Source organism: Bacteroidota bacterium (assembly GCA_018266755.1).
GTDB lineage: Bacteria > Bacteroidota > Ignavibacteria > Palsa-1295 > Palsa-1295 > JAFDZW01.
The window spans coordinates 312,171-337,423 of the sequence record JAFDZW010000002.1 but is presented as its reverse complement, the minus strand read 5'-3'; the positions used below and the strand labels follow the sequence as shown (position 1 = coordinate 337,423).

Genomic DNA, 25,253 nt, shown 5'->3' with positions numbered 1-25,253 from the left:
CGCAACGAGCAACGAATCGATATCGCCATAACGCATGAATACCACACCCCGCCGCTTGTGTATCCTCGGTTCGACCGGAAGTATCGGCAAGAATACGCTCAACGTCGTGCGCCATAACCGCGATCGGTTTTCGGTGTATGCCATTTCCGCCCATCGCTCGGTTGACGAAGTGCTCCGTCAGATTCAGGAGTTCTCGCCGAAGGTCGTGGTCATGACCGATAGCGATGCCTATCATGCGGTGCTGCAAGCGGTCGGGACATCCGTTGATGTGCGCTTCGGTGCGGAGGCGCTCGAAGCAATTGCTGCCGACGATGCGGTCGACACTGTTGTCGGCGCGATGGTCGGCTTCGCAGGGTTACGGCCGACAATCGCCGCCATCCATGCAGGCAAGCGCGTGGCGTTAGCGAACAAAGAGACGCTCGTCGTTGCGGGCGAATTAATGACAGGGCTCGCCAAACGCACCGGTGCCGAGCTTGTGCCGATCGACTCCGAACATTCGGCAGTAGCGCAGTGCCTTGTCGGCGAATCGAACGATTTGATCAAACGGATTATCCTCACCGCCAGCGGCGGACCCTTCCGTACGCTACCCGCAGAAGAGTTTGCCGCGATCACGCTCGAACGTGCGCTCAAGCATCCGAACTGGGTGATGGGTCGCAAGATCACGATCGACTCGGCAACCCTCATGAACAAAGGGCTCGAAGTCATCGAGGCGCGCTGGCTCTTTGGTGTAGGGCTCGAGCAAGTGGATGTGATTGTGCATCCGCAGTCGGTGGTCCATTCGATGGTCGAGTTCAAGGACGGTAGCATTAAAGCCCAGCTTGGTGCACCAGATATGCGATTGCCGATTCAATATGCACTCGGTTTCCCCGAACGTCTTCCGGTCGCGTATGACCTGCTCGATTTGCTAAAGAATAATCGCTTCGATTTCGAAGAACCCGACACTACCCGATTCCCGGCGCTGCGGTTAGCGCGCGAGGCGGCGTCACTCGGCGGTGTGTATCCGTGTATCCTCAATTCCGCCAACGAAGTAGCAGTGGAGGCATTCTTGGAAGAGCGCATCGCGTTTACGGATATTCCGCATGTGATCGCCGATGCTATCTCGAACGCTCCGGCGAGCTGTGCCGAACCCTTCGATGTAAACACCGAGGCCGGTATCGCCGCCGGTTTGGAACGTATCTACGATGCCGACGTACAGACAAGAGTATATGCCCAGGAGCGTATCGGGTAGGTGTATCGTCGTTGCAGTCTTGGCAGGACTCGTACTTGCCGCTTCAGCGAGAGCCCAGCCGACCACGACCATGGAAGATTCCGTCCTGCGCCGGGTCGAGCAGATCCCCGATTTTATGGACGTACTTTCCCGCTTCAATGCACACTATGCACGAGACAGCGTGGAATCGATCATGTACGTCGAGGGCATTCCGAGCGATTCGGGTCAAACCGCGATCGAACGGAAGTACTACCAGATCTATGTTGGTGAATCGCATACCGACCATTCGGTGCGATGGTTTTCGTTGCTTGTCAGTAAGGACTTGCAAACAGTGAAGTTCTACGATATTGTCGAGGACCGCATTCACCCGGTCGGCTACTGGCGGAGGCAATGGCCGGCGACACGTTTTCTCAAGCGCAGACCGCCATCACGGTAGGGCTGGGGAGGATCAGTTTGAAGGTTTAAGAAGACGTCATTCTGAGCGAAGCGAAGAATCTCTATGGCGGAGCCTCACTGCGTTTCATCAAGGGATTCTTCGCTTCGCTCGGAATGACATGTATTACGAACGCCAACACTGGCCCCCTACCGGGGCCCGAACCCAATCATTCGAATTCGCATTTACACGGTTATGGAATTTCTGCAAACGCTCTTCTACTTCATCCTGACGATTTTCGTCCTCGTTTCGATCCACGAGTTCGGACACTTCATCGCAGGTCGCATCTTCGGGATGTATGTCCCGGTCTATTCGATCGGGATGGGCCGCCGTCTGTTCGGGTGGAACAAGCTCAACGGCTTCACCTTCGGTCCGCTCAGTGAAGAGCTCGAAGCACAACTTGGGAAGAATACCGATTACCGTCTGTCACTGCTGCCGATCGGCGGCTATGCACGGATTGCGGGCATGATCGACGAGACACAGATGGAAGAGATCTCCGGTCCGGCCCAGCCGTGGGAATTCCGTTCGAAGAGTTGGTGGAAGAAGTCGATCGTGCTTTCGGCGGGTGTGATCCTGAATTTCATGCTTGCGGGTGCGATCTTCATCGGCCTGAAGTATTCCGAAGGGAAGATCATTTGGAATACGACGACGATCGGCTATGTCGCGCAGAACTCGGTTTCGGCGAAACTGGGTGTATTGCCCGGCGACAAAGTGATCGCGATCGATGGCAAACCAATGACGAATTGGCAAGATGTCGATATCGACGGGACGATCGGACATCTGGGCCGCGACTACGCGATGACACTTGAGCGTGCCGGTACAAAATATACCGTCACGTATCATACGACGGAAATGACGACCGAACCCGCCGAGCTCGATAAGCGATTCGGCCTCTATCCCGAAGGTATGGCAGGCGCGACCGTTAACGATGTGACGGCGTCTTATCCGGCCGATCACGCGGGGTTCAAAGCGGGCGATCGCGTTGTCAAGATCAACGGCGTACCGGTGCTCAACGAGGTGGCGATGATCGATATGATCAAGACGCATGCCAACCAACCGATCACCGTGACGTATGTGCGCGATAATAAAGAGGTAGACGTTGCGGTGACTCCGAACGCCGCCGGACAGATCGGCGTCCAGATTAGCCCCGCGCCGTATTCCGGTCCGACGACGAAGCTGGATTACTCGATGGGAGAGGCGATCTCAACGGGCATCAACGACCTCTTCTATCAGACGAAGATGTACGTACAGAATATCGCGATGATCTTTACCGGGAAGGTAAACTTCTCGAAGAATGTCGGCGGCCCGATCAAGATCGCGCAGTTCGCTTCGCGCAGTGCCAAAAGCGGAATCGTGGCATACCTGAGCTTCATGGCGATCCTTTCGCTCTCGCTTGCTTTCCTGAATATCCTCCCTGTGCCGGCGCTCGATGGCGGACATCTTATTATTGTGCTCATCGAGGCCGTACTTCGCCGCGAGCTCTCGCAGAAGTTCAAGATGGGTTTTCAACGAGTGGGCGTGACGCTGCTCTTGCTGTTGATGGTCTTCATGGTCTTTAACGACCTGCGCGGACTCTGAGCGCTCCCATTTATTTCAAGTAGAGGAATCGTTCATTCGCTTCGAACGAGCCGCTGCGCATACGCACGGTTCGCGGCCCCGATGCGCCTTCGAGTATAATTGGTACGCTGATCACCGCTGTAGCGGTCGGCGGTTGAACGACCTGTGATTGCACAATCGCTCCGGCATCGTTGATAATATCGATCACGATCGGTTCACCAAGACCCCCTCGAACACGAGCATGGATCATGATTGTCCGATGCGCAGGATTGGGGACGATACCGGTGATATAAATCGCACTTGGTCCGTGCTGGAGATATTGTTCGAGTACGTTCGTCCCGCATTCTCCCAACAGCGTGAACGATGACTGCGACTGGGCTGCGAGTGTCGTCGGCAGGCACTCACTTGCACCATTAGCATCTTGAAGATCGAACGCTGCGATCGTGATCGGAGTGAAATTGGTGTCGGTGACATACGTCGAGCAGATCATCGTGCCGAACAATCCGCTTGCGAGGTGCTGACCCGCTGGAACATCGAGCAGCACGCTTGCCGTATCTCCTTCGGCTGCGAAACTGCGAATGCTCATCCCTTGCATGATCGATCCTGTCGTGACGAATGCCGTCGGGGTGAGCAGATCGGTGTTGAGCTTCAGGACGAGGCGCACCGTCCGAACATCGACATAGCATGTATCGAGTACTTCCACGGGAATCGAGACGACGCTACCGGGTACCGATGTGATGGCACCTGCATTGAGTGTGATGCGCACGGGTTGTGGTTGCAATGCGTCGCCATGAAGCTGTGACGTGACCTCTACGGTCGAGCCATCGCTCTTGTGCAAATAGCAGTGCAGGATTGCGTCACGGCTCCCGCCGGTAAGTGGTGCGAATCTTCCGCCGAGTGTGACAGCACTCCCGATCGCGAGCGGCTGCGGTGTGTTTGCGGCAATCGCGAAGTCGGCACTGGCGATTCCTTCGATCCGTAGCGAGTCGAACACAAGCGAGTCGCAGGTCGTATTCTCCAATCGGATCGCAAACGTAGTATCGTTGCAAGTAAGGATGGTCCCAAGTGTCGCATCGCCGAGCGAAAGTACGCCGGGGTCCGACGATCCGGTCCCTGTCATCGGTATGTCGATCATACCGACGTTCGTTGTGATATGAAGCGTCGTATTGTACGTGGTTTTTACGAACGGGTGGAAGCGAACGGTGATGCGAATCGTGTCGCCACCAAGCACTCGCCGGGTCGAGACGTCCGCCGTGATGTGGAATGCTGCTGTATCGGCACCGCCAAGCGTATCCACCGGTATCTCCAGTGTATCGCAACCGGTGCTCACAACCGTCACGGTAAACTCGCGTGCCGAGCACACCGAGACCGAACCGAAATCGATATGATCGGGCGAATAGGAGTAGGATGCCGTGCCCTCGGTGGCGACCGCCGTCACCGTTAGGTTCGTATCGAACGCTTCGTTGATGTCTTTGCCATGTACAACGATGGGGAGCGAATATGTGCCGGGTGTCGAGGGGACGAAGCGAAGCGGAATAGTGATTTGTGAATCCGTTGGGATCGAGACCGGCAGTGTGACGGCGCCAAGCCGATATGGGTCGGGCACGGTCATCGAATCGATACGAACAGACGAGCAAGAGAAATTGCGAAGATGGATCGTTACAAGCGCAGAGTCGCAGATCGTGCTCGTAATCGACGGTTGGGAGAGGACGAGTAATCGTTGCCCCGCTTTCCCGATGCCGCGTAATGAGGTCGTATCCGATTGGGTTGCAGTCGTCACCACCAGCGCTCCGACCTCCGGTCCGACCAGTGTTGCTTTATAACGCAGCAGATATTGTTTCGAGAATCCCGGGTCGAGCACGAACGGGGTGAAGCCCGATCGCAACGAAAATGAGGTGCCGAGAACTTGCACGTTTACAATTGATAGGCCGGTACATCCGAGATTCGAGATGGTGATCGTTCGTACGGAGTCTCCACCACAGACACTTGCTTCACCAAACCCGAGCGAATCGCCGACTACTTCCGCAATCGATAATTTCTCGGGTGAGGGAAAGGCGTTGATCGTGATCGTTACAATAGTGTCCTGGATGAACCCGTCGGCCTGACGAATACTAAAACGGATCGTTCTGGTATTTGTCCCACTTGCGACCGGCTTGAATCGGATCGTTACCGAATCGACAGATGAACCGCCATACCCGAAGAATCGGGGACGATGCGGCGAGGAAAGTTCGTGCAGCGAGTCATCGGGAAATTCGACGCCGATGATCGACACACTGTCGCAATCGGCATAATTAAACTTGAACACGACGGAGGCGCTGTCGCATACTGTCGCATTCAATGGGCCCGAGCTGCCGATTGAAATGACCTTGAACGAATTGAGGACCGACGGCGTGAGTGTCCCGTCGCCGCCGTCGCTTGTTTTCCAGATTCCGCCTACGTGATCGAATGCATAGACGACTGCTCCGCGGCCGGTGACCGCGAATCGTTTGTCGTTGTAATTGTAGGGGCCTCCGATCGGTACCCACTTCAGACCGCCGTCGGTACTGCGGAGCATGCCGTCGTCGAGATTCGTATTTCCGCGCGCGGCATACTGGCGCTGAATATAGACGACCGAACGGCAACCGCGAGCGCCCGAGATACCACCGGTGAGGCCATCGGTCGAATCGGTAAGATACGATTGCTGGAAGGTCACACCGAAGTTCGAACTCATCCCGACGAACGACTGCGAACCAGGGTATGGAATATCGTGCTCGCTCGAAAAGAAGAGCTTCTTGGATGCAGGGTCGGCGAATGCTCCCCATGATTCACGCCTGGCCTGATAGGGAAGCCAGTTTTGGCCGCCATCGACGGTGGTATAGTATGGCTGGCTTGGGTCGCCTTCGGTCGTCATGATCCCGACGTTGTCGTTCATGAAGTCGAGGCCAAGTGCACCGCCGGAAAAGAGGATGTTCGTAAATGTCAGTCCGTCGTCGGTCGAGCGCTTGATGCCCGCATAACGTTCGACATAAAAAATGCCGCGACCGGTGATCCTGATTGAGACGGGGAATGTCGCTTGCGTCCACAACTGCCAGGTTCGGCCGCCATCGTAGGTACGATAGAGACCGCTCCATCCGTGTTCGATCGATTCCTGGATCGTCGCCCACCCGTTGAGTTCGTCGCGAAAGGCCATGTCGGTAACCTGCCCATTGAGACGCATGTTCGGCAGAAGCGAGCGGGTCCAGTGTGCGCCGCCGTCACTGGTAAACCAGATCTGGATCGCCGCGCCGCTCGAATAATCACCGGTACCGATGCATCCGTGATCGGCATTCGTGAATGCCCCGGCACTGCCGACCGACTGAACACTGAGTACTTTCGTCCAATGTTGCGCCGAGGCCTCCGTCCGACAGATGACGAGCAGCAGGCAGAGCGATATGAACGAAATGAATTTCACTCTTTGATGAATCGCATCCCTATGCGAGTACCGAGTACGACGGAGTATGTACCAGCGTGCAAGGAATGAATATCAAGCGTGATGCTTGATGCATCGGACGATCGGATAAGCGATGGGATCGAACGGCCCAGCGCATCGAACATGCGAAGCTCATGTAGATGTGACGGATCGCAGGGGATTCTCACCCAGTCGGTGGCAGGGTTCGGGTAGATCGCAACGTCGGTTGCCAACGCTGTCGAGGATGCCGACGACAGCGTATCGTCCGGCGAACTGACACCGATGCCTTTGAGCACGACAAAGCGCATCCCGAGATTCGTGTGAATGTTCACGGATTCAAGATACTGACGGCCTTCGTGCGGTTTGAACCCGACAGAGGTAGGCGTACTCCCGCCCGGAGCAAGTACGATCGGTAACTTGCTGCCCGAGAGAATGAACACCGACGGGTCGCTCGATGCCACGGCATCGATCACAAGCGTATCGCAGCCGCTGTTGGTAACCGTGTAGGAGAACCGCTTTGTCGAATCGACCGGCACTTTGCCAAAATCGAGTGTCGATGTCGAAAGTGTGAAGCCCGCCTGACCGAGATCGGGAATTCCGCGAAGCATGAAGTCGATCGTTTCATGATTCCCGGAGGATGTCGAATGGAACCACATCCGGCATCGTGCGCTGTCGGGATTCTCGGAGCGGGCACGATACGTGAACGGAACATCAATCGAGCTGTCGCCGAGTACAACCGGGACGAAGCCGATGGCGAATGCGGGGTTCGGCTTGACGAGCTTGATGCTGTCGATTCTGATTGCGGTACATTCGTTGTAACCAACGTGGAATGTTGCTTTCGATGCGACGGCATTGGGGCAGAAGGCATTATGCAAGGTCGTATCGACTGTGAGTTGCACTTGCGACGCCACCAGATCCGTCACCGTACTATCGACACCGACTCGTGTGACCGACAAGATGCCGCTGGAGTCGAGATAAAACACCGTCGAACCGCGGTCGAAGACCTCCATCTGCAACTGTCTCGTCGAAGCAAGATTTGCGGCCCCGACCGACTGAAAGAATTTGCCGAGCGTCGTCGTGCGCAGTAGCTCGCCACGGGTGTGGTGATCAGGGCCGATATACAGAGCACCGGTGCAATCGTTCGTCCCGGCGATAGCGCCTTTGAGATCGAAGATCGGGCTCAGGACTTTTTGCCAGTGTGCTCCGCTATCAAGTGACCGATAGAGGGCACCACCGCCGACATACACAATATTATTGATGTGATCGCAATACGCTGAGCGCATCTCGGTCAGGCCGCTGAGCACAGTGGTCCAGTTGGCGCCGCCATCTCTCGAGAGATATATATCCCCGACGTCCACCGCAACGAACGATTGTGTGCCGACGGCCGTCACCGCCCAAATAAATTGCAGCGGCAAAAACGCAACAGGGAGCCCATTCACGTTCTGAAAGCTCTGGCCGCCGTCGTTGCTATAGATGACATGATTGTTCGAACGGGCGATCACGTGCTTCCCCGCAACGGCAAGGAGTGTTAGCGAGTCGCTCGAATAAATCTTCGTGAAGGTCGTCCACCGATTTGTGGCCTGGTAGAGTCCGTCGTTGCGAACGGTAAAGTAGGCGGTATTGCTGTCGACGGCAATAATCGAGGTGACGACGTTCGAGAGCGTCAGGATGCCACCGATGGTGTCGGCGTCGTATAAACATAGGATCGGAAGGCCCACATCGCTCGTTGCTGCGAGTCCGTGGTGCGGGGTAACCATATCGAATGCGGAAAACCGCCGGGTGCCGATCGTGCTCCACTGAGCCGACGCAACCTGCACGGTAAGACAACACAGCCCGATATAGACGAGAAATATCGAAGCAACGCGCTTCACAGTTAGTGTAGCCTCCGGTGAAAGATTCGAGTACAGATTACTCCCTCTCTTACTATGTCCCGACCGCTGCGATAGGTTTCCGCGTCGGTTTGGGGCGCCTCAGGGGCATCGAGCGACGTATCTGCGGCGATTTCCCCATATAGATGACAAAATGAATGCCCGGTTTGTAACACTCAACGGTCAACTTCTTCACAGGGCTCGATCTTTCTGCGTATTTTTGTGTTTACTCGTTTCTTCACCCAAACAATAGTATCACGCGCATGGCAACCGATTTCTTGACGCGGCTTGATGCCGTTATCGCCGAATACAACGTCCTGAACCACCCGTTCTATCAGGCCTGGAATGCCGGCACCCTGACGAACGCGCAGCTTCAGGAATACGCCAAGCAGTACTACCAGTTCGAGCGCAACTTCCCGCGCTACGTCTCGGCCGTCCACAGCGGCGCCGACGACCCGATGGTACGCAAACAGCTCCTCGAGAACCTGCTCGAAGAAGAGTGGGGCGAGGAAAATCATCCGGAATTGTGGCTTCGCTTCAGCGAATCGCTCGGCTCGGATCGCACCGATGTTCGTGCCGCCAAGCCCTACGCCGAAACCGCGTCGCTCGACGGGACCCTCATGGGTCTTTGCCGTAACGGCTCGACGCTCGAGGGTGTAGCGGCACTCTATGCGTATGAGTCGCAGATCCCGGAGGTCTCTACCACGAAGATCGAAGGGTTGAAGAAATTCTACGGTGTCGAGAGCGACTACGGGTTGTCGTTCTTCAAAGTACACGAAGAGGCCGATATCGTCCATCGCCGTGCAGAACGCGATATGCTTGCGTCGCTCATCACGACGAAGGAAGACGAAGAGCTTGCGATCTCCGCAGCCCGCGCCAGCGCCAAGGCATATTACGAGATGCTCACCGGCGTCGTCCGCGAGAACAACATCGTCTGCCCGTCGATGAACTGAGCGTACGTACTACGCGATCATACGAAAAAGCCCTCGCTCTGCGAGGGCTTTTTGTTTGCCACACAATTATGCGGTTAGAAATTGATGCCGATCACCAGTGAAATAGTGGCGACGAGCAGACCGTCGAAGATCGTCACGAGCACGATCGTCTTCCATGGCCATCGGAGGGTGTTTGCCGCCGTACTCAGCGTTGTTATCGCAGAAAGGAGCAGCACGCCACCTTCCTTCTGGTGCAGCGATTCTATTCCCATCCCGAACGCCTTTGCGAGGTACACGCACAGTGAAGCGATAAGCATCGTCCCGATATAGGAGACGAACAAGCGGGTAGTAACGTCCTGGTCCGCACGTTGCTCGGCGGTCATCTTGAAGAGGCTCATAGTTTGTGTAAGTAGGCGTTGATCATGAGACAACCTCCCATCATGAGTACCCGTTCCTCCGTTGGTAGTGGCTCGGTTTTGGTTGTATTTCAATCGTCATTCTGAGTGAAACGAAGAATCCCTTGATGAAACCCTATGAGGCACCGCCAAAGGGATTCTTCGCGTTGCTGAGAATGACAGCTCCTTACACCGTTTCAAACTGAGCCACAACCCCTCCGTTCGGTTCGGAATGGCCTTCTCGCCGAAAGCGTTATCCTGCGATTGCATTATAGATTGTTGTAATCCATGGCCAAGAACAACACCCCGAAACGGTACGACCTCAAAGACTTTTTCCGCAATCCCGACCAGTCCGGGTATCAGATCTCGCCCGACGGCAATTGGATCTCGTACCTCGCACCCTACGAGCGTCGGCGCAATATCTTCGTTCGTCCGCGAGCAGGCGGGGAAGCACGCCGCCTCACGAGCGAGACGGCCCGCGATATGGCCGGATATTTCTGGAAGCAGAACGACCGGCTGATTTATGCGAAGGATTTCGGCGGCGATGAGAATTTTCATCTGGTTTCCGTCAGCGTCGATGGCAGCGACATCAAGGACCTTACGCCGTTCGAGCAGGTGACCGTTCAGGTCGTCGACGATCTCGAAGAGCACCCGACCGAGATGATCATTGCGATGAATAAGCGCAACAAAGAGATCTTCGACGTCTATCGAATCGATGTGACCACCGGCGCGATGAGTATGATCGCAGAAAACCCGGGGAACATCACGCATTGGGTCACCGACCATGACGGGAAACTACGTGTCGCACAAGCGACCGACGGCGTAAACACCACATTGTTGTATCGTGCAACGGAAGCAGACGCCTTCCAACCGGTCCTGAGTACGAATTTTCGTGATTCGATCAGCCCGCTCTTTTTCATGTTCGATAATACGAACCTCTATTGTGCAAGCAATATCGGCCGCGACACCGAAGCGATCGTGCTCGTCGATCCGGCAACCGGCGAAGAGAAGAAAATGATTTTCCAGCATCCGGAAGTGGATATTACGCGATTCCATTATTCGCGTAAGCGCAAAGTTATTACGCACGCTACGTACACGACGTGGCGAACCGAGCGGCACTTCTTCGATCATGCGACCGAAAAACTCTTTGCACGGCTCCAGGAATTGCTGCCGAATTATCAAGTCACGATCGCCAGCGAAAATAAAGACGAGGACGTGATGATCGTCCGTACGTTCAGCGACCGCTCACTCGGTTCGTTCTATCTCTTCGAGAAAAACACCGACACGCTTACGAAGCTTGCCGATGTCAGCCCCTGGCTCGACGAGAACGACCTCTGCGAAGTGAAGCCGGTCACCTACACCTCGCGCGACGGACTCACCATTCACGGATACCTTACCGTGCCGAAGGGCAAAGAGGCGAAGAACCTTCCGGTGATCGTCAACCCGCACGGCGGACCGTGGCATCGCGATGTATGGGGATACAATCCGGAAGTGCAGTTTTTTGCCAATCGCGGCTATGCGGTGTTCCAGATGAATTTCCGAGGTTCGACCGGGTACGGCAAGAAATTCTGGGAGGCATCGTTCAAGCAATGGGGCCGCGCAATGCAAGACGATGTGACTGACGGTGTGCAGTGGCTCATCGCACAAGGTATTGCAGACCCCAAACGTGTCGCAATCTACGGTGGCAGTTACGGCGGATATTGTACGCTGGCGGGAATGACGTTCACGCCGGATCTCTATGCATGCGGCATGGATTACGTCGGCGTATCGAATCTCTTCACCTTCATGAAGACGATCCCGCCCTACTGGAAGCCGATGCTGGAAATGATGTACGAAATGGTCGGCGATCCCGAGAAGGATGTGGAATTGCTTCGAGCTGCTTCGCCAGTCTTCCATGTGGATAAGATCAAAGCGCCGCTCTTTGTCATTCAAGGCGCGAAGGACCCACGCGTGAACATCGAAGAATCCAACCAGATCGTCGCCGCACTACAAGCGCGCGGTATCGACGTACCTTACATGGTCAAAGAAAACGAAGGCCACGGGTTCCACAACGAGGAGAACCGGTTCGAAGTGTACGAGGCGATGGAAGGATTCCTGGCAAAGCATTTGAACTGAAGGCGTACCGGTATTCGATAGGTAGCCCACGGCTGAAGTCGTGGGCTAAGCTCATTCGGTTCTCCGAACGGTGAGAGGAGTAGCCTTCGTTGCTCTCCCGTCCACGAATTTATCCATTCGCGGAGCCTGGCGATCTGCGTGTCGGCGTATGAAACAAATCCTCCACGTGTACAGTACGCTTAGCATTCATCATTCTATGCACATCGATGTACCATCGCTACCGTGTTCTTCTCGTGTTGTTGGTGGTTTTCGTGCCGCTCGGCGCGTACGCCTCGCGCATTCCGATTCGAGACTTTTTTCGCAATCCGGAACACTCATCCTATCAAATCAGCCCGGATGGGAAGTGGATCTCGTATCTGGCGCCATACGAGAAGCGAATGAATATTTTCGTCATGCCCGTCGGCGGCGGCGAGGCCAAGCGGATCACCTCCGAGACGGCGCGCGATATGGCAGGATACTTCTGGAAGTCGAGCGACCGGATCGTCTACCTGAAGGACAAATCGGGAGACGAAAATTTCCATCTCATCTCGGTTAATCGCGATGGCGGCGACCTCAAGGATCTGACTCCGTTCGATAGTGTGCGTGCCCAGATTGTCGATGCGCTCGACGAACGACCGGATGAAATGCTGGTCGGGTTGAATAAGCGCAATCCGGAGATATTCGACGTATACCGCATCAATATTACGAGCGGTGAAATGACGCTTGCTGCAGAGAACCCAGGGAATATTTCCAGTTGGCTCGCCGATCACAACGGCAAGATACGCGTCGCCGTCACGACCGACGGTGTCAATAGCACGGTCCTGTACCGGCGATCGGAGAACGACGGGTTTCAGCCGATCGTGACGACGAACTTCAAAGAGTCCATGACCCCGCTTTTCTTCAGCTTCGACAACCGTTTCCTGTATGCATCGAGCAACATCGGCCGCGATAAGGAGGCCATCATCATCTACGACCCCGTGAACAAACGCGAGATGCGACAGATCTTTGCGCACCCGGATGTGGATGTCGAAGGCTTGCGATACTCGCGTAAGCGCAAAGTGCTGACCGTCATTGATTACACGACGTGGAAGAACGAACGGAAATTCCTCGATCCGGTTACGGAGTCGATCTATAAGGACATTGAGAAACAGTTGCCCGGATATGAGATCGGTCTGAACTCCGCCGATACGGCAGAGTCGGTCTTTATCGTTCGGACCTACAACGACCGCACACGTGGATCGTACTATTCGTACGATGTCGCGAGCAACACACTCACGAAGCTGGCTGACGTCTCTCCGTGGCTCCCGGAACATGACATGTCCGAGATGAAACCGATCACCTACACTTCCCGTGATGGTCTCACGATCCATGGGTACCTGACCCTTCCCAACGGCAAAGACCCGAAGCACCTGCCGGTGATCGTCAATCCGCACGGCGGACCGTGGGCGCGCGACGAGTGGGGGTTCGACGGTGAAGTGCAGATGTTCGCAAATCGCGGCTATGCAGTCCTACAAATGAACTTCCGCGGGTCCACTGGATACGGCCGCACGTTCTGGGAAGCCTCGTTCAAAGAATGGGGAAAGAAAATGCAGGACGACGTGTCCGATGGCGTCAAGTGGCTCATCGATCAAGGTATCGCCGATCCGAAGAGAGTAGCCATCTACGGCGCAAGCTACGGCGGCTATTGCTCACTAGCAGGAATGACGCTAACCCCACAACTCTATGCCTGTGGGATCGACTATGTCGGCGTCTCGAACCTCTTTACCTTCCTTGGCACGATCCCCCCGTATTGGAAACCGTACCTCGAGATGTTCCATGAGATGGTCGGTGATCCGGTGAAAGATTCGGTCATGATGCACGACGTCTCACCGGTATTTCATGTCGATAAGATCACCTCGCCGCTGCTGGTGATCCAAGGGGCGAAAGATCCGCGTGTCAATATCAATGAATCGAACCAGATCGTCGAAGCACTGAAAAAGCGTGGCATCGATGTCCCCTACCTTGTCAAGCAAAACGAAGGTCATGGCTTCCATAATGAAGAGAATCGAATCGAGGCATATGAAGCGATGGAAGGATTCTTGGCAAAGCATTTAGGGGAGTACTAAGTAGTCAGTAGCCAGTAGTCAGGTATTGCATTCCACCTGAGTACTGGCTACTGACTACTCGTCGAGCAGCGCAATGCGCATCGGTACCTCGACGTTCACCACATTCGACGGCTCGCTCTTGTTGCCTGCGAGGTCGTAGGCTCGCAGATAGTACTTATACTTGCGACCGGATTGCGCGAGGTTGTCGGAGTACATCGAGACCGTGACCGAGTAAATATGCTCGAAGTGCTTGCCGTCGTCTTCCGATCGCCAGATCTCGTAGCCTGCGACCTGTTCGTTATCGACGGCCTTCTCCCAGTTCAATCGGATCTGATTCGTGCGTGCCAAGACCTTCAACGGTTCGGCCGATTGCCACGTCGGCGCGATCGTGTCGTCGCTCAGCGGCGCGTGTTGGTACCCCTTCGGCCAGAGGCCACAGACGACTTCATGGAAGGTCTCGTCGAGCGCTTTGCAGACATTCCAATAGATACACTTGACGATCGTGTCGCGCTTGCCTTCGCGGACCTTCTTGATCACATCAGGGTCGGCGAGCAATCCACGGGCCATACCAATCATGTCGGCGCGATCGTTCTTCAAGACTTCTTCGGCGAGATCGGGCGTGGAGATCTTGCCAGTTGCGATGACGGGTGTCGTCAGCCCTTTTGCACGGAGTTTTCGCCGCGCGGCTTCGGGCATGTGGAGGTTGTAGCCGTCGGGGTATTCGGCGGGTGGCATGCAGCGGTCGCCGCTGTAGCCTGTGTACGGATACAAGACTTCGCCTTCTTTGTGTACGGCGTCTTCGAATTTGCCGCCGGCCGAGAGCGAGATGTAGTTCACACCCGTCTCTGCCATGCGCACAGCGATCTCTGACGATTCTTCCGTCGTGTAACCGCCTTTGATGCTTTCTTCGCCGAGGAATCGAACGCCAACAGCAAAGTCGTCGCCCACCATCTTGCGAACATGCTGCACCACTTGCAGCGGTACGCGCAAGCGGTTCTCGAGCGACTTCCCGCCGAACTCGTCGGGGCGTTTGTTCTTGCGCGAGAGGAACGAGCTCATTGTATAGGCATGGGCCATGTGCAGCTCGACACCGTCGAACCCGCACTCGCGTGCGCGCACCGCCGCCTGACCGAACTGCTGGATGATGAGCTTGATGTCGTCGCGCGAGAGGTCTTCGATCTTCTGGCGCCAACCCGAGCGGGCGATCTTGAGGAAGTGGATGATCTGCGGGACGATCATTGACGGGCCCGCATCGTGCACGCGCGTTGCAAGCTCGGTCAGTCCGGGCTTGAAGTCGTCGCTTGCGATCTTCAGGAGGGGACCGCTCTTGGCGCCATGTACGCTCATTGCTTCGACGACGATCAGCCCGACCTCGCCTTTGGCGAAGCGCACGTAGCGATCGGTGATCGCCTGATTGACAAGGCCGTCTTCGCCCGAAAGGCGCGTGACCATCGCCGGCACGACAAGCCGGTTCGGGACGGTCATCGAATTGATCTTCAGCGGGGATAGCAGGTGTTCGTACATCGAGGGTTAGCAACACTCGATGTGCACAAAAAAGCCCCGCTCAGACGGGCCCTACTTCTCGACGGCGAAGGAGCCAAACACTATGGCCGAGCCAGTTTCGATTCGGTATCGATAGAGACCATTTGAGAGTGTGCTCGCATCGATGGCAACACTATGAGGCCCTGGATTCGAAGCGTCGCGGATCTTGTGGACGACGGCACGCCCGAGCGCGTCAAATACGGTGAGACTGCTTCGTCCCGCGTTCGGCAGCCGATAACGGATCTGTGTCCGCGAGGAGCACGGATTAGGAAAGGCAGTTGTCCCTTCGATGTTCTGAGCACCCGTGCCATCTGAGACGGAGGCATCGGAAAGACGCGGTGTAAAGACAATGACGGTGCCCTCCACGCATGAGCCCGGTGGCCAGCATTCGGTTGTCCGGCTGTGGCTGAGTCGGGTTGAGTCGCCGTTCGCCACCGTAGAAGGGAATAGCCCGTTCATGAACGAAGATCCAATGCTGTCTTCGATCCCTACCGTGCAGCCCGCCGGATGAAAAGCCGATCCGGTCGGTCCGTAGTGAAACTCTATGATTGCGCGGTTGTCCGGCGTCGTCAAGTCGTGGGCCATCGGGTTTTGAATGATCTTAAGCTGGAATGTTGCCGTACTCAGCGGGTCGGTCTTGTCATTCACATTGAGTGTGTTCCATTCCAGAGTGAAGACGTGTAAGAACTGACCCGGCTCTCCGTTGAGGTTCGGATCCGCAGCCATGTCAGTCTGGTAGCGGATGCTTGTCCGTCTGAAACCGAAGCTGTCATCTGCCAGTGTTCTGACAAAGTGATCTCCCCAGTACGGCGCTAGCACGTTGTTCGGACCGGCAGGCAAGAACAGGTTGACACAGTCGTTGGTGATTGTCGGTGTCGGTGCATTCGGTCCGAGCGATACCCAACCGTTGGTGCACACGTTGACCGTCGAGTAGGCATTGCCAATGAAATCGAAGGTGAAGCCGAGCGGGATATCGTGCTTGAGGCCGTCATCGAGGTCAACGTTTCCCGCGAAGTTTGTGATCTCATCGGGGAAGATCGCATTGGCGGTGGGTGCGAGCGATACGAACGGCGCCGAACGACGTTCGCAGACGTACCTGCTCGAGATCTGTGCATGAAGAACAGTGGCGCATGTCAACTGCACCACGAGGAGCATCAGGAAGTAAGCATGTTTCAGCATCATCACAAGCATGTGGAAGCGAATTGAGACAAACGCTCGGCCGGAACGATCGGCAACCACCGATACTGTTGGAAGAACCTCGCTCCGGCGCGATAGTTACACCGGACTCGCGCACAAAAAAGCCCCGGCGGATGCCGGGGCTGTACGTGACTTTCTAAGGCCACTTTTAGGACCTGTTTTGCATCAGTGCACCACAGTCATGATTCGCTCAAAGGTTGTGCCGCCAGCTTCGAGCCGATAGAAGACCGGTCCGTTTGCCGATATACCGGTCAGATCGACGGGGATCGTAAACGAACCCGGTCCGACGACCGCATTGAACGGCTGCGAGTATTCGCGTCCGAGCAGATCGAAGAGCGTCAGCGTGACGCGCCCATGCGTTGCGACATAGAAGTCAATCGCCGTTCGCTCGGAGCATGGGTTTGGATAGTTCTGGCCGAGACTGCTCGGAATGCTGAGCATCGGCTGCGTCGGGACGGCATCGGGGAAGCTGACGTGAAACACCCACGTCGGACTGAACGGACCCCAACCGGCGTCGTTCTTCGCCTTCACCCGCCAGAAGTGAGTCGAATTGTTCGCGATTCCGCGATTCCACCGGCTGGCGCTCGAAGTGAGCGAGGGACTTACTGTATCAATTACCGAATTCACGAAATCCGGGTTATCCGCAATCTCGAACCAGTACTTTGTGATGCCTGGGCAATTCCAGTCCCACTGGCAGAGCACGCTGTCGGCGTTCATGGTCATATCCATCAGCGGCGTGATGAGCGTACATGCCTGGGGTAATGGCTTGAAGACGGTGAGGCCGCCGTAGGACCCGAACCAGATATGCCCGCGGCCATCGACGGAGATCGTCAGCATCGTATCGTTCGGTACGTGCGCCGCTTCGGTCGGGATGGCTGTCCACGTTGCGCCGTCATACATGGCAGTGCCGTGTTGCGTTGCGACCCAAACATTGCCGCATTGGTCGACCTCGATCTTATTAATGATATTGCTATGGATGGCAGACGTGTTGCCTGCGTTGAACACAGTACCGCCGGACGCACTGATGCGCACAACGCCTGTGCTCTTCATACCTGCCCATACATTTCCGCTGTGATCGACGGCAATACACGTGATCGCTTCACTCGGCATATTGGAAATGGTATCCTGCCGGATGAATGTACCGAGCGCACCCGATCCGCCCGGCAATCTCACGAACCCTCTCGGCCCGATGAAGATCAGCCAAATGTCGCCATTGAGGCCGGTTGCAATATCCTGTATGCCATTATCCGGGATCACCGGCACGACGTCGTGCTTGAATGAACTGATGAGATGGTCGGTACCAAGCCGGCATAATCCGCGCGCTGTGCCGATCCATAACTGACCCCTCCCGTCATCTGCCAGACGGAGCACCGGGGCATTCACCAAACCCGAGTTCGTCGTCGTGTACGTCGTCCATGTCGATCCGTCGTATCCGGTCAGGCCGGTGCGCGTCCCGAAATAGACCGTGCCGCCAACACCCTGGATCTCCCAAATATCCTTTGAAGGGATCTTCGTGAGATCGACATAATCAGTCCAGATACCACCAATGAACGATTGCGCGCCATAGCGCGTGGCCGACCAGACGCCATCATTGCCATCAAAGCCAATGGCGATGACGCTATCGGCGTTGATCTCGGAATTCGCGCGATTGTATGTCTGCCAGATACCGTCGAGGTTGCTTTGACCGAATGCCGGTAGTGACCAACTAATCACACCCATGGCAAGACTAAGTGCACAACCAACAAGTATACGTGTACGCATATTATCCTCCGCTGTAAAGACCCCAAATAATAGGAAACGAGGTGCAAGTATTATGCCAGTATGGATATGCCGCTTCCGAGTATCTCTGAGGCACGATCACCCATGTCGGAAGCAAGAAACTTGACGGTGCACCTCCGATTCTTGTCTCCAATCCACATCACGAGAAGAGTCGCCACTCCCTGATCATTCCCTGCCAGGGCACCGCTCACCGTCGCACAACGAGTCACTGTTTTTCGAATCGCAACTTGATCTCGGGAATCAACTGTGTGCTTGTCCAATCGGTCCCTCGATATTCCACCTGCAGGACGCTATTCGTCGATTCCGAATACACCACGCTCACTATGTGATCGCGAACCGTCGACCCGGTCAGGTCGAACTCGACCCATGGTCCGCTCGGATAACTCTCCTTGAGCGGAATGTCGGTGAACCGATATTCGTAGTGATGGTCTTGTGTGGTCGACTGATCCTGATAGTTGAATTCGTAGAGGCCGTGAATCGTCTTGATCATCGTTCCGTCGTCCGAGACCGTGCCGTCGAGAGTGATATTATATGTGCCGCCTCCGCTCGTCTGAGTGAAGGTGAACGTAAACGCCGTACCGCTCCAGACAAGCTGTTTCGTGTGATTGAAGTCTTTGTTATAGATATTCATCCATAAACCTTGATAGGCTTCATGCGGTGTCGGATAGGACGTGTACATCAGTTGCCAGCCGGCGAACGAGAACGTAGTCCAGGAGTTCAGCCGGTGGAGCGTACGCAACACGTCCTCGTCAAGAGTGAACTCGATCGTTGACATCCCCCATCCGGTGCGAGCCAGATAGAGATTCCCAAACCCATAGTGCCAATCCGTCGTCGCATCGGCTGCTAATGCAGTGACGACCGTATCGCTCCACGTCACGATCGTCCAGCCGAGCGATTCGTATCGATGATACAACGTCGCCGTACCCTGCTTATAGCCGAAATATTGTCCGCGGATCTCGACGAGCTCATCCGGCTTCGCGTGTGACTTCGAGAGCGATGTGATCTTGGGGTACATCCGAGTCAGATACTTCGTGTTGCTTGCTTGTCCGCCAACGATCACTTGCGCAGTCATCGACCCGCTTGTTACATCGGGGATCGTTGCAACGATCTTCGTATCGCTCCAGGAAATGATACTCTCCGGTGCCATACCGGCGAGCAACACCGAACTTGTACCTTGCGTCGCCCCAAAGCCGGAGCCGTTGATCGTTACCGGCATCGCGTAGGATACCTTGTCCGGTACGACCGAGGTGATCTCGAAACCGGCGCCGATCGTTGCGGTGGCGGTGGCATCGCCAAGTTTGACCGACGTGCTCGGATCGTACACCTCCAGCTTGATCGTATACGTACCGGCAGCGCTGTAGCGATGGTAACCGTTCGTATCGTTCGTGAGGATATACTTTGCGCTGCCGTCGCCGAAGTCCCATTCGTAGCGTGCGCGGGAGGGCTTCGATTCAAAGACGGCATGCCACACGTAGTCCGAGTCCTTCGATCCCTTCATCGTCGCAGGATCGATACGAAGCGAGGACGCTTGGTAGGTCACCGTGATCCATTGAAAGTCGATGTAGTACATAAATCCACCGGCGGAGCCGAAGACCGCGATCCCGAGTTTGTTCTCTCCGGGTTTGAGCACGATGGTATCCCGGCTCACGAGCGGATACTGCTGGCCCGGAACGGGGGAGATCCGATTTCCGCTTGCATCGTACACCGTCATTTCGATGCTCCCCGCTTGCGACCACGTTGCATTGAAGTCGAGCGTATCGAGATCCGTCTTCAGACCATCGGTCAGCGGGTACCCTGCGCCGTCATTTACCCGGAGTGAGTACGCCGGGTACCCGGGGTTTTGTTTGTTGACCATCACATCGTTCCACGTTTGGCCGATGACATTCCAGTCGACCACGGCTGTTTTCGCATTGAACTTGATGTCAGTGAACGTGATGTCCGACTGAGCCGCAGTCAAGCCTGACAGATAATTGCCGAATCGCTTGTTGGCGTACAGGATCTCCCTCGTCTTGTTGCCGGGGAAATTGGGGTCGGCGATGTAGATCTTACCGGCAGGAATATCGATGCGGTATGCAGTGAGGTCGTGGCCGGCCCGGGCGCCATTGTGCATCCCGTACACGCCGATCGCAAACGGTTCTTTGCACAGGAGCATGCTCACGACCAGCGCTCTCCAGGTCCAATCGTCCTGCATGCCGACATACTCTTCGTAGAGTTTGAGCGAGTAACTCGTCCAGTCGAGCTTCGTCTGCAACGCTGAAGCCATATGGTATCCGAGCGGATTGTCTTCCCAGATCTTGTCGGGGGCGACGTGTACCTGGTCGAACTGTCCGTAGAGTTGCTTCGCGGTTTGTTTCTTCTTCTCAAAGAAGTACCAGATAGAGGATGCATTCTGGCCCGCACAGTGACCGGCGCGCGCATCGGGCAAGTAGGATCCGTTATTGACGAATTCCCAGTCGTCGATACCCGGCTCGTAGCCGGTATTGATATCGGTGACCTTGGAAGTGAGATCGGCGAACATCGCTTCCGAGAGCCCGCTGACGATCAGCTTCGCATAGTTCGACAGGGTGCTCGGTTGCGCATGCTTGCTGCCGGCGAGTCCGGCAGCAATGCCCGAGACGTCGAAGTGTTTCGTCATGATTGTGACGCTCGATACATCGAACGAAGCGACCGGTATCGGTTCAAGCTTGCCGGTCTTGTCGTTGAAGAAGAATGCGATTGGGATCTCGCCCGTCGCGAGTGTCACCGGTATCTTCACGAGCATTGTCGAATCGGCATACCCGCCGCCGTTTGAGATTGTGATCAAGGGCGAGACCGGTTTGAAGTAGTCGCCGAACGAATGGCTCGTGACCGGTGCATAGCTGACGGAAACCGTGCGGCTCTCTGTGAATGAATTTGCCGGTACGATGATCTGTAACCCATCGACCGGCTTGCCCGGTGCCGAGACAGTGACGATACCGCCACTTTGTGAGATGCTCTGCGATGCAACACTAATCTCTTCGCCGGTCTTGATAGATCCGCCGCTGTTCTCCGGAGGATTCGTTACACTTTCGTTGCATGCGAGAAAGCCCAGTGCATATGTGACAAGCGCGAGCAAGATCCCTGTATGCACGATTCGATGCTGCCTTTTCATACGTGGAGCCTCCAGCGACTCCTTCAAATCGACCAACAACGCAAGTCTTATTGAATGCCCGCTACGGCCGGTGTGCGAAAGGGAGCACACCGGCCGTCGGTTCATCTACCGGTCACGCGCAGCCTCCGTGCGTATCGTCATCTCCGCCTACGGGAACGACTTCTCGTACGTAGCTTTGATATCGAAGTGGAAGCGTACCGTGAACGTGATCGGTGTTTCATTCGTCGTAGCGCTGAATGTCAGGATCGCTGCGCCCGCGGAGCCCAGTAATTGGTCTTTGAAGAATTGCTTCCCCGCGTCAGATAATGGCAGCTCCTGGGTCATTGCTGCGACACTAGATAGGTTGACATTACTAATTGATGCCAGTGTGATGCTTGTCCCGCCGCGAATGTCGCTTACGGCTAGCGAACCGGAGACGATCGTCTGGGTTGCCGATCCGCTGAACGAGGTGATTGTGTATGTTGCGCGCTCGATTTCGAGCGATTGCATGTCGGACTTATACTTTGTAAAATCGGAACTTGCTTTGTTCGCATCTGCAGTATCGCTTCGCGAGTACGTCGTTGACGAGTAGTTATTCACGACGAACTCTCTATCGAGCCCAAACGAGAAGTCCTTGTTCACGGTACAACTGTTGAGCAGGATCGGCGTCGTGGCGATCAATGCGAGGAATAGTAGCTGTCTCATTTCCCTTTCCTCCCTTTCTATTTATGCTGCGAGGGTGGGGTCGCTGAGAAGATCGACACAAATTCCGTGCCACTAGAAATAATGCTTATCCGCGTACACAATTGACACATGGCAATGCGAGCCGAAAGAAATCTTGTCACCGAGGAGTTGCAGAGGCCGTGCTTCCATCGCGTGTTGTCACGCGCAATGTGGCAGAATGACGCTGGCACGATACAGAGACGGTTCTGCACGTAAATTGCATTACATGTTGCGTATATCACACGTCGATATCTATTCAATGCCATGAACAACCGCCCGGAACACGCGCAGACACTCGTGCTGCCATTTGCCGAGATCACGAACCGTGATGTCGCCATCGTCGGTGGCAAAAATGCATCGCTCGGAGAAATGCTTCGTTCGCTTGCGGGCGTCGGTGTACGAGTGCCGGATGGTTTTGCCACGACCGCCGATGCCTTCCGGCTCTTCCTCAGCGAGAATACCCTCGAGGCTCCGTTGCGTGCAGAACTCGCGACACTCGACACTACGACGTTCGACAATCTCAACGAGGTCGGGGAGCGGACACATGCCTTACTTGAAAGTGCCATGATGCCGACAGCCATTGCGGATGCAGTGACCGCAGCGTACGCCGGACTCTGCGAGCGTTACGGTCGGGAAGTCGCTGTGGCCGTTCGCAGCAGCGCAACGGCAGAGGATTTGCCGGACGCGAGTTTTGCCGGGCAGCATGAATCCTTTCTCAATCGCCGCGGCGCCGATGACATTGTCCGTGCAGTGCATCAATGCTTTGCGTCGCTCTATAGTGCTCGTGCTATCAAGTACCGTGTCGATAACGGATTCGATCATCTGAAAGTCGCGCTTTCAGCGGGGATCCAATTAATGGTTCGTTCCGATCTGGCAAGTTCGGGTGTTGCGTTCACGCTCGATCCTGAATCCGGTTTTCGCAACGTCGTTGTCATCGACGGCGCATGGGGCTTAGGTGAAAATGTAGTACAGGGTGCGGTGAACCCTGACGAATTTACGATCTTCAAACCCACGCTCCGAGCTGGAAAGCAGGCTATACTGTCGAGGACGCTCGGGACGAAGGCAAAGACGATGGTCTTTGCGCCGGGTGGAGGCTCGGTGAACACCGACACGCCGGTTGAACAGCGCTCGCGTTGGGTAGTTGGCGACGAGGAGATCACACACATCGCCGAATGGTGCGTCTGCATTGAAGAGCATTACGGCCGGCCGATGGATATCGAATGGGCGAAAGATGGAGTCAGCGGCGAACTCTTCATCGTACAGGCACGGCCCGAGACCGTTCACTCGTCACGCGATCCGTACACAAAGCGAACATATACACTGACGTCGACAGGAAACGTGCTCGCACGCGGGAGCGCCGTCGGTTCCGGTCTTGCAGCCGGGACGGCGCGGATCATCCTCTCGCCGACAGACGCCGATGCGCTGCAACCCGGCGATGTACTGGTGACCGATATTACGAATCCCGACTGGGACCCTATCCTGAAAAAAGCATCCGCCATTGTCACGAACAAAGGCGGACGCACCAGCCATGCAGCGATTGTTGCACGCGAAGTCGGCGCCGTCGCTGTTGTCGGATGCGTTAATGCAACAAGTGCGATCGCCGACGGAAGCATCGTCACTGTTTCTTGCGCCGAAGGAATGACCGGGAAGATATACGACGGCAAGCTCGACTGGAGTGAACAGACGATCAACTTCAACTCTGTCACCATGCCGCGCACGGCGCCCATGCTGATCGTCGGCGACCCCGACAAAGCATTTGGCTTGTCATTCTATCCCAACCGCGGTGTGGGATTGATGCGTCTCGAGTTTATTATTACGAATGCCATCCGTATTCATCCGATGGCGTTGGTGAAGTTCGACGAACTTCGCGACTCTGTGGTGAAAGCAGAGATCGATTCGTTGACAACAGGGTATGCCGATAAAACGCGCTTCTTCGTCGAGCGTCTGGCCCAAGCGGTTGCTACGATCGCCGCAGCATTCCATCCGCATGACGTGATTGTTCGAATGAGCGATTTTAAGAGTAACGAATATGCGAATCTTCTCGGCGGTAAGCAGTTCGAGCCCGACGAGGAAAATCCGATGCTTGGTTGGCGCGGGGCATCGCGGTATTACAACGAGCGATATCGCGACGGTTTCCGACTCGAATGCCTTGCGATGAAAGAAGTCCGTGAAACGATGGGACTCACGAACGTCAAATTGATGATCCCGTTTTGCCGCACTGTTGACGAAGGCAAGAAAGTTGTCGCGGAGATGGCGAAGCACGGCCTCGTGCGCGGCGAGAATGGCCTTGAGATCTATGTCATGGCCGAGATCCCGAGCAATGTCATCCTCGCGCGTGAGTTCGCAGAAGTGTTCGACGGCTTTTCGATCGGTTCGAACGACCTGACGCAGCTCACGCTTGGTCTCGACCGCGATTCGGCGATTGTCAGCGACCTGTTCGACGAGAACAACGATGCCGTGAAAGCGATGATCGCGCAGGTCATTCATACGGCCAAAGCAAGCGGGGCAAAGATCGGTCTTTGTGGTCAGGCACCGAGCGATTGGCCCGAGTTCGCACGCTTCCTCGTTGAGCAGGGAATCGACAGTATCTCGTTCAACCCGGATGCGTTACTTCGTGGAATCGAAAATATGGTCGAGGCGGAACGTGTGGTGTAACACACGATAGGCAGTGAGGAAAATTATTGTCGGTATGTAAAAATCAATACACGTACAGTCGACGGCCTATCGGTAAGCGATTGAGTTTGTGACTGAATCTGTTGTGGCACACAGTTTGCAAGATGCATGCGTGTACGCGGATAAGATGTACTGTTTGAAAGGATACTCCGATGATACCGCACACAACGTTAGCGTTTCTTTGTGCACCCCTCGTCGTTCAGGGTGCACGAACGTTGCGCCGATCACCGGGG

Annotated in this window: 15 protein-coding genes; 7 read left to right on the top strand and 8 right to left on the bottom strand. The window is 55.6% G+C overall.

Features of this window, described 5'->3' with window-relative positions; translation table 11 throughout:
- Positions 1 to 34 precede the first annotated feature (34 nt).
- The 3 genes from JSS75_03920 to rseP all read left to right on the top strand — a co-directional run bounded on the left by JSS75_03920 (position 35) and on the right by rseP (position 3,218).
- A complete protein-coding gene (locus tag JSS75_03920; protein ID MBS1902829.1) occupies positions 35 to 1,228 on the top strand; it encodes a 1-deoxy-D-xylulose-5-phosphate reductoisomerase in 1,194 nt (397 codons plus the stop codon).
- A complete protein-coding gene (locus JSS75_03915) occupies positions 1,206 to 1,643 on the top strand; it encodes a hypothetical protein (GenBank protein MBS1902828.1) in 438 nt (145 codons plus the stop codon). Before JSS75_03920 ends, JSS75_03915 begins: the two co-directional genes overlap by 23 nt.
- A gap of 192 nt (positions 1,644 to 1,835) precedes the next feature.
- On the top strand, positions 1,836 to 3,218 hold the full coding sequence (rseP, locus tag JSS75_03910) for an RIP metalloprotease RseP (GenBank protein MBS1902827.1): 1,383 nt from the start codon (positions 1,836 to 1,838) through the stop codon (positions 3,216 to 3,218).
- A 10-nt stretch (positions 3,219 to 3,228) separates the two neighbouring features.
- Here rseP and JSS75_03905 read toward each other — a convergent pair whose 3' ends face one another.
- Both JSS75_03905 and JSS75_03900 read right to left on the bottom strand, forming a co-directional pair.
- Complete coding sequence (locus JSS75_03905; GenBank protein ID MBS1902826.1) at positions 3,229 to 6,627, bottom strand: choice-of-anchor D domain-containing protein; 3,399 nt, start codon at positions 6,625 to 6,627, stop codon at positions 3,229 to 3,231.
- Positions 6,624 to 8,495: a hypothetical protein gene (locus tag JSS75_03900; GenBank protein ID MBS1902825.1), complete on the bottom strand. Its 1,872-nt coding sequence runs from the start codon at positions 8,493 to 8,495 to the stop codon at positions 6,624 to 6,626. Before JSS75_03900 ends, JSS75_03905 begins: the two co-directional genes overlap by 4 nt.
- Positions 8,496 to 8,755: 260 nt before the next feature.
- Here JSS75_03900 and JSS75_03895 point away from each other — a divergent pair, with 260 nt between their 5' ends.
- Positions 8,756 to 9,445, top strand: coding sequence for a CADD family putative folate metabolism protein (locus tag JSS75_03895; GenBank protein MBS1902824.1), 690 nt, complete (start codon positions 8,756 to 8,758; stop codon positions 9,443 to 9,445).
- Positions 9,446 to 9,519: 74 nt separating this feature from the next.
- Here JSS75_03895 and JSS75_03890 read toward each other — a convergent pair whose 3' ends face one another.
- Positions 9,520 to 9,822 carry a hypothetical protein gene (locus tag JSS75_03890; protein ID MBS1902823.1) on the bottom strand — a complete coding sequence of 101 codons (303 nt, stop codon included), beginning with the start codon at positions 9,820 to 9,822 and terminating at the stop codon, positions 9,520 to 9,522.
- Between the two features lie 285 nt (positions 9,823 to 10,107).
- Here JSS75_03890 and JSS75_03885 point away from each other — a divergent pair, with 285 nt between their 5' ends.
- A complete protein-coding gene (locus tag JSS75_03885) occupies positions 10,108 to 11,934 on the top strand; it encodes a S9 family peptidase (protein MBS1902822.1) in 1,827 nt (608 codons plus the stop codon).
- 206 nt (positions 11,935 to 12,140) lie between these two features.
- A complete protein-coding gene (locus tag JSS75_03880) occupies positions 12,141 to 14,018 on the top strand; it encodes a S9 family peptidase (GenBank protein ID MBS1902821.1) in 1,878 nt (625 codons plus the stop codon).
- Positions 14,019 to 14,072: 54 nt separating this feature from the next.
- On the opposite strand, the gene JSS75_03875 is transcribed toward JSS75_03880, so the two are convergent.
- The 5 genes from JSS75_03875 to JSS75_03855 all read right to left on the bottom strand — a co-directional run bounded on the left by JSS75_03875 (position 14,073) and on the right by JSS75_03855 (position 22,329).
- The gene (locus JSS75_03875; protein MBS1902820.1) at positions 14,073 to 15,521 is read right to left on the bottom strand and encodes an NADH:flavin oxidoreductase; all 1,449 of its coding nucleotides are present in this window, start codon (positions 15,519 to 15,521) and stop codon (positions 14,073 to 14,075) included.
- 51 nt (positions 15,522 to 15,572) lie between these two features.
- Entirely contained in the window at positions 15,573 to 16,718 is a 1,146-nt protein-coding gene (locus JSS75_03870; GenBank protein ID MBS1902819.1) for a T9SS type A sorting domain-containing protein, read from the bottom strand.
- 183 nt (positions 16,719 to 16,901) lie between these two features.
- Positions 16,902 to 18,497 (bottom strand): hypothetical protein, encoded by a 1,596-nt coding sequence (locus tag JSS75_03865; GenBank protein MBS1902818.1) that lies wholly within the window; start codon positions 18,495 to 18,497, stop codon positions 16,902 to 16,904.
- A gap of 223 nt (positions 18,498 to 18,720) precedes the next feature.
- Positions 18,721 to 21,624, bottom strand: a complete 2,904-nt coding sequence (locus JSS75_03860) for an IPT/TIG domain-containing protein (GenBank protein ID MBS1902817.1) — start codon at positions 21,622 to 21,624, stop codon at positions 18,721 to 18,723.
- A 168-nt stretch (positions 21,625 to 21,792) separates the two neighbouring features.
- Positions 21,793 to 22,329 carry a hypothetical protein gene (locus JSS75_03855; protein MBS1902816.1) on the bottom strand — a complete coding sequence of 179 codons (537 nt, stop codon included), beginning with the start codon at positions 22,327 to 22,329 and terminating at the stop codon, positions 21,793 to 21,795.
- 282 nt (positions 22,330 to 22,611) lie between these two features.
- On the opposite strand from JSS75_03855, the gene ppsA reads away from it, so the two are divergent.
- Positions 22,612 to 25,002, top strand: a complete 2,391-nt coding sequence (gene ppsA, locus JSS75_03850; protein ID MBS1902815.1) for a phosphoenolpyruvate synthase — start codon at positions 22,612 to 22,614, stop codon at positions 25,000 to 25,002.
- Positions 25,003 to 25,253: the final 251 nt, after the last annotated feature.